Source organism: Streptomyces sp. NPDC005706, from assembly GCF_040631045.1.
Lineage (GTDB): Bacteria > Actinomycetota > Actinomycetes > Streptomycetales > Streptomycetaceae > Streptomyces.
This window is the reverse complement of the sequence record NZ_JBEXYS010000036.1, coordinates 67202-73284: the sequence shown is the minus strand read 5'-3', so window position 1 is coordinate 73284 and position 6083 is coordinate 67202. Positions and strand designations below refer to the sequence as shown.

General features: G+C 72.5%; 4 protein-coding genes. 2 read left to right on the top strand and 2 right to left on the bottom strand.

Annotated elements, in window-relative coordinates; all coding sequences use genetic code 11:
- Positions 1–572, bottom strand: a 572-nt coding sequence (locus ABZ478_RS34450) for a transposase (RefSeq protein WP_359555875.1), incomplete at its 3' end; no start/stop codon positions are given.
- 975 nt (positions 573–1547) lie between these two features.
- Between ABZ478_RS34450 and ABZ478_RS34445 the strand changes: the two genes are divergently transcribed.
- A complete protein-coding gene (locus ABZ478_RS34445; protein ID WP_359555872.1) occupies positions 1548–3611 on the top strand; it encodes a SpoIIE family protein phosphatase in 2064 nt (687 codons plus the stop codon).
- A gap of 104 nt (positions 3612–3715) precedes the next feature.
- A complete protein-coding gene (locus ABZ478_RS34440; protein WP_359555869.1) occupies positions 3716–5194 on the top strand; it encodes a glutamate--cysteine ligase in 1479 nt (492 codons plus the stop codon).
- 85 nt (positions 5195–5279) lie between these two features.
- Here the strand turns inward: ABZ478_RS34440 and ABZ478_RS34435 are convergent, their stop codons facing one another.
- Positions 5280–6038 (bottom strand): beta-glucanase, encoded by a 759-nt coding sequence (locus ABZ478_RS34435; protein ID WP_359555866.1) that lies wholly within the window; start codon positions 6036–6038, stop codon positions 5280–5282.
- Between the last annotated feature and the right edge of the window lie 45 nt (positions 6039–6083).

The window sequence follows — 6083 nt, the reverse complement described above, 5'->3', positions numbered from 1 at the left end:
ATCCCGGCGTCGATGCCCACGGCCTGCGTGGTTGCGTGCGCGGGCGTGATGGTGTCCTCGCACAGCAGGGACACGAACCAACGCCCGGCCGCGTCGCGGGACACTGTCACGGTCGTCGGCTCCACGCCTTCGGGCAGGGGACGCGACCAGCGGATGTCCAGCGGCTGGACCATCTTGGCCAGAGTCAGCTTCCCGTCACGCCAGTTGAAGGCGCTGCGGGTGTACTCGGCCGACGCTCGGGACTTCTTCCGGCTCTTGTAGCGCGGGTACTTCCCTCGCTTGGCGAAGAAGTTCCCGAACGCGGTCTGAAGGTGACGCAGCGCCTGCTGAAGAGGGACGCAGGACACCTCCGCCAGGAAGGCCAGTTCCTCGGTCTTCTTCCACTGCGTCAGCGCAGCGGAGGACTGCACGTAGGAGACGCGGCGCTGCTCGCCGTACCACGCGCGAGTGCGCTCCTCCAACGCCTTGTTGTACACGAGGCGAACGCAGCCGAACGTGCGGGACAGCTCCGCTGCCTGCTCGTTCGTGGGGTAAAAGCGGTACTTGAACGCCCGCTTGACCTGCTGCGCCATAGCTCACAATCTATCAGTTCCCGTGTGAACGGCGGGTGTCGACCGTTGGCCATAGACACCGAATCGCCCTGGCGGCGACTCGCCTTTCCCTGCCCCGCTACGCGGGAGCTTCGTTTCCTCCCCGGCCTGAAAGCCGGGGTATCCACGAAGGAGACCCGATGACCGGCCTCGGCCCGGTCTCGCTCGCCGGCCACTGCACCGACCCCTCCCCCGACGGCTCCGAGGGCTGACCGGCCTCGCTGAGTGCCGGCGGCCATGCCGGCCGGCGAGCGGGGCAGGAATCCGCCGAGGACGGCCCGGCCCACCGTCCACCACGTCCGCCGCTCACGCGCCGGGACCGTCTCCAGGGCGGCGGACACCGAGGGCACACCGAGGGCCACCGGGACCGGAAGGTCCTTCGCACCGCGGATACGGAGGCCGAGACCGGAAAGCCCGCCGCACCGCGAACATGGAATGCCACCCGGACCAGCGAAGCCCTCCGCACCGCGGATACCGGAGGCCACCGAGCGCCGGCCGTCGAGCGATACGCGGCCGCCCCGGTGCCGCAACGGGATCCGGCCGCTCCGGCGTTCCGGCCCCGCGGTGCCGCGCGACGGCGGCCGGGCGGGGCCGGGCCCCCGGGGCCGGCCGGCGGACGGGCCTCAGGGCGGCCGACGACGTCGGGCGCACGCCGGGCAGCGCCTCGGCGCCCCGGAGCCGGCCGGGCCACGACGCCGTCGGACGGCAGCGGCGCCACCGCGTCGGTGGAGGCGTCGAGAAGATCATGCGACCCCGCGGACATGGACGCCTCGCGCCCCTTTCCGGCAGGTTCCGTCGGTTCCGTCCTCCGTCTCACCCGTGCTGCCGCCGGTCCGTCCGCAGCGCGCGGGCCGTTCTGCGGTTGGGGCGGGCCCGGCGCCGGGGGCAGCATGGAGGTACCGGTCCTCAGCGCTCGGAGTACACCCCCGACGACCGACCGGTGGAGGTGGATCCGGTATGGCAGTGGACTCCTTCCGCGCCGACGACGAGCACAGCCCCGAGCGGCCCCGCCCGACCGGCCTGCTGGACGTGCTCAGCGTGGCCGCCGTGGCGCTCGACGCCAACGGGCGCATCGTCTTCTGGACCCCCCAGGCGGAGGACCTCTTCGGTTACACCGCCGAGGACGTCCTCGGCCAGTACGCGGCGCACCTGCTGGTACGTCCCGAGCATCTGCAGGCCGTGGTGAGCCTGTTCTCCGAGGTCCTGCAGACCGGCCGGGGGTGGGCCGGCGCCTTCCCCATCCTGCACAAGGACGGCAGCAGCCGCCTCACGGAGTTCCGCACCATGCGGCTGCTGGACGACGTGGGAGAGGTGTACGCCCTGGGCATCGCGGCCGACCACACACTGCTGCAGCGGGTGGAGACCGATCTGGCCCTGTGCGAGCGGCTGATCAACCAGTCCCCGATCGGCCTGGCCCTGCTGGACCCGGATCTGCGCTATCTGCTGGTCAACCCGGCGCTGGAGCGGATCGACGGTGTTCCCGCCGAGGACCACATCGGGCGCCGGCTGCGGGAGATGCTGCCCTTCTTCGACGTGGGCACCGTCGAGTCCTGTCTGCGTCAGGTGCTCGCCACCGGCCTCCCCCTGCTCGACCAGTACCACGTGGGCCTGCCGCCCTCCGACCCGGAACACGAGCACGCCTGGTCGCTGTCCTTCTACCGCCTCGAGGACCCCGGTGGGCGGGTGCTGGGCGCGGCCGCCTCGGTCGTCGACGTCACCGAACGGCACCGCGCGGCCGCCGAGGCGGACCGGGCCAGGCGGCGGCTCGCGCTCATCGCGGACGCCTCGACCCGGGTCGGCACCTCGCTGGAGGTGGAGCAGACCGCGCGTGAGCTGGCCGAGATCGCCACTCCGGTGCTCGCCGACGTGGTCGCCGTCGACGTCCTCGACTCCGCCCTCGCCTGCCGGCGCGTCCGCCGCCCGGACAACGGCCCCGAGCTGTTCCGCGCCCTCGCTCTGCGGGCGGCGCACCCCACCGTGGCGCTGCGGGCCGCCGACCCGCCCGGTGACCTCGCCTCCTACGAGGGTGACCGGCTGGTGACCCTGTGCGTCCACACCGGCCGTCCGGTCCTGGTCCGGCACGTCGGCGAGCGGGACCTGTCGCGCATCGCCCGCAACGAGGAGGCCGGAGCCTATCTGGCGCGGGCGGGCGTGCACTCGTATCTCGCCGTACCGCTGATCGCGCACGGCGAGGTGCTCGGCGCGCTCGACCTCAAACGCACCCGCAACCCGCTGCCCTTCGACGACGACGACGTCGTGCTGGCCGGCGAACTGGCCGGCCGCGCCGCGATCGCGATGGACAACGCCCGCTGGTTCCAGAGCGTGCGCAACACCGCGCTCACCCTCCAGCGCAGCCTGCTGCCCGACCACTCGGCGCACAGCACCGGCCTGGAGCTGGCCTCCCGCTACCAGCCCGCGCAGGCCACCAGCGAGGTGGGGGGCGACTGGTACGACGTCATCCCGCTGGCCGACGACAAGACCGCGCTGGTGGTGGGCGACGTCATGGGCAACGGCATCGACGCGGCCGCCACCATGGGCCGGCTGCGCACCGCGACCTGCGCCTACGCGGACCTGGACCTCGCCCCCGACGCGGTGCTCCAGCATCTGGACCGGATCACCTGCGACCTGGAGCACTACATCGTCACCTGCCTGTACGCCGTCTTCGACCCCCGCACCCGGCGGTGCACCATCGCCAATGCGGGACACATGCCGCCCGCCCTCGCCCGGCCCGGCCGGGCGCCCGAACTGCTCGACCTGCCCGCCGGGGCACCGCTCGGCGTCGGGGGCGTCGAGTTCGAGACGGCCACCGTGGAGCTGGGCCCGGGCGATCTGCTGGTGCTGTACACCGACGGCCTCGTGGAGACGCGGCAGCACCCCATCGACGACCGTCTCAACGTGCTCCTCGGTTTCCTCGACGAGCCGGGACGGCCGCTCGAGGAGACCTGCGACCTGCTGCTGTACGGCCTGCGGCATCCCGAGGACCACGACGACGTGGCGCTGCTCGTCGCCCGGGCCCTGTGAGGTACGCCCGGTGCCGGGCAATCCCCGTCCCGCATGGTGCGGTTCGCCCGGTGGTGCCACCCTGGGACGGGAGGTCTTTCGAGGAGCGCGATCCAGGAGGGCCGATGGGACGGGACGTCCCGGCGCTCGTCTTCACCCGTGAGGACCGGCGCCGGTACCGGATCAAGATGCAGGAGTGTCTCGACGTCTTCGCGCAGATGCTGCGCGACCAGCTCTTCGAGGCGGAGCGGCCCCAGGTGGGGCTGGAGATCGAGCTGAACCTGGTCGACGACGCCGCCGAGCCCGCGATGCGCAACACCGCTGTGCTGGAGGCGATCGCGGACCCCGCCTGGTCCACCGAGCTGGGCCGGTTCAACCTGGAGATCAACGTGCCGCCCCGCGCGCTGACGGAGGGCGGCCCCGACGCCTGGGAGTCCGAAATCCGTGCGGCGCTGAACCACGCGGACGAGCGGGCCAGGTCGGTGGGCGCGCGCCTGGTCGTGATCGGCATCCTGCCCACGCTGCGGCAGGACGACATCGGCGAGGGGACCCTGTCGGAGAACCCGCGCTACCGGCTGCTGAACGACCAGGTCTTCGCGGCGCGCGGCGAGGATCTGCGGATCGAGGTGGACGGCGTCGACCGGCTGCGGACGTACGCCGACACGATCACCCCGGAGGCCGCGTGCACCAGTACCCAGTTCCATCTGCAGGTGTCCCCGGAGAGCTTCGCCGGCTACTGGAACGCGGCGCAGGCCATCGCCGGGGTGCAGGTGGCGCTGGCGGCCAACTCGCCGTTCCTGTTCGGCAAGGAGCTGTGGCACGAGACCCGGGTGCCGCTCTTCGAGCAGGCGACCGACACCCGTCCCGAGGAGATCAAGGTCCAGGGGGTACGGCCCCGGGTGTGGTTCGGCGAGCGGTGGATCAACAGCGTCTTCGACCTGTTCGAGGAGAACCTGCGCTACTTCCCCGCCCTGCTGCCCCTGTGCGACGAGCAGAAGCCCGGAGAGACGCTGGACCGCGGGGACATCCCCGAGCTGTCCGAACTGTCCCTGCACAACGGCACCATCTACCGCTGGAACCGGCCGGTCTACGCCATCGCCCACGACAAGCCGCACGTCCGGATCGAGAACCGGGTGCTGCCCGCCGGGCCGACCGTCGCCGACACCCTCGCCAACGGCGCCTTCTACTACGGGCTGACGCGCGCCCTGGTGGAGGAGGACCGGCCGGTGTGGTCGCGGATGTCCTTCGCGGCGGCCGAGGAGAACCTCCACACCGCGGCCCGGCAGGGGATCGACGCCCTGCTGTACTGGCCCGGCATGGGCGAGGTGCCGGTGCCCGAACTGGTGCTGCGCCGGCTGCTGCCGCTGGCGCACCGCGGTCTGGAGCACTCCGGCATGGACTCGGCCTGGCGGGAGCCGCTGCTCGGCATCATCGAGCAGCGCTGTGTCACCGCCCGCAACGGGGCGGTGTGGCAGAAGGAGATGTTCCACCGCATCGAGTCCGGCACCCAGGCCGGCCGCCACGAGGCGCTGCGCCGGATGACCGAGCTGTACATCGACTACATGCACCTCAACGCCCCGGTGCACACCTGGCCGGTGGACTGACCGGGGGGCGCGGAACGCGGCCGCCGGGGCCGGCGACGGGGCCGGGCTCCCCCGGCGGTGCCGCCGGCGGCCGTCCGTCCGTGCGTCAGGCGGGCTGCTCCTCGCCGCCCTCCACCGTCTCCCCCTCCCGCGCCGAGGTGCTTCGCGGCCGTCGCACGACGAGGTCTCTCACCTCGAACGACATCGCGGTCGTCGAGCGGTCGGGCGGGGGGTGGTAACGCCCGGCGCACACAGACAGGTTGACGATGAGGTGGGCGTGCCAGCCGGACCCCACACCGCGCCGGTCCGCGAACGCCCGGGTGCCGTTCACCCACCAGACGACGGACCGGGCGCCGAACTCGGTCCGCAGGTCGATCCAGGCGCCGGGGCGGACGGCGTCGTCGCGGAAGTAACTGCCGCTGCCGCGCACATGGTTGGAGAGCTCCAGCAGGTCCGGGTTGTCGGGGTGGTACTCGAAGACGTCGACCTCCTGGCCGCCGTCGCGCCAGGTCCAGATGGCGGGCCAGGCGCCGGTCTCCCGGGGCAGCCGTACCCGGGCGGTGAGGACGTCTCCCGTCCGGAGCAGGAAAGCCTCCTCGCTGCCCTCCGTGGTCAGCAGTCCGGTGTTCCACCGGCCGTCCGGCCTCCGTCCGGCCCGGAAGACGCCCGAGCGGCTGTAGGCGGCGTCGGACACCAGGTGGTCGAGCTTGTCGTCGCCGGGGTTGACCGGGCCGCCGTCGGGATACGCCCACGAACGGCCCGCGACCCACTGGCGTTCGGAGGTGAAGTCCGCCGTGAGCACCACGTCGGGCCCGGACGGAGTGCGCGGAGCCGGAACCGGGCCGGTCGGTGTCGGTTGTTCCATGACCGATGTCTCACCGGCTGGGGCGCGCCCATGCGCCGGGACGGC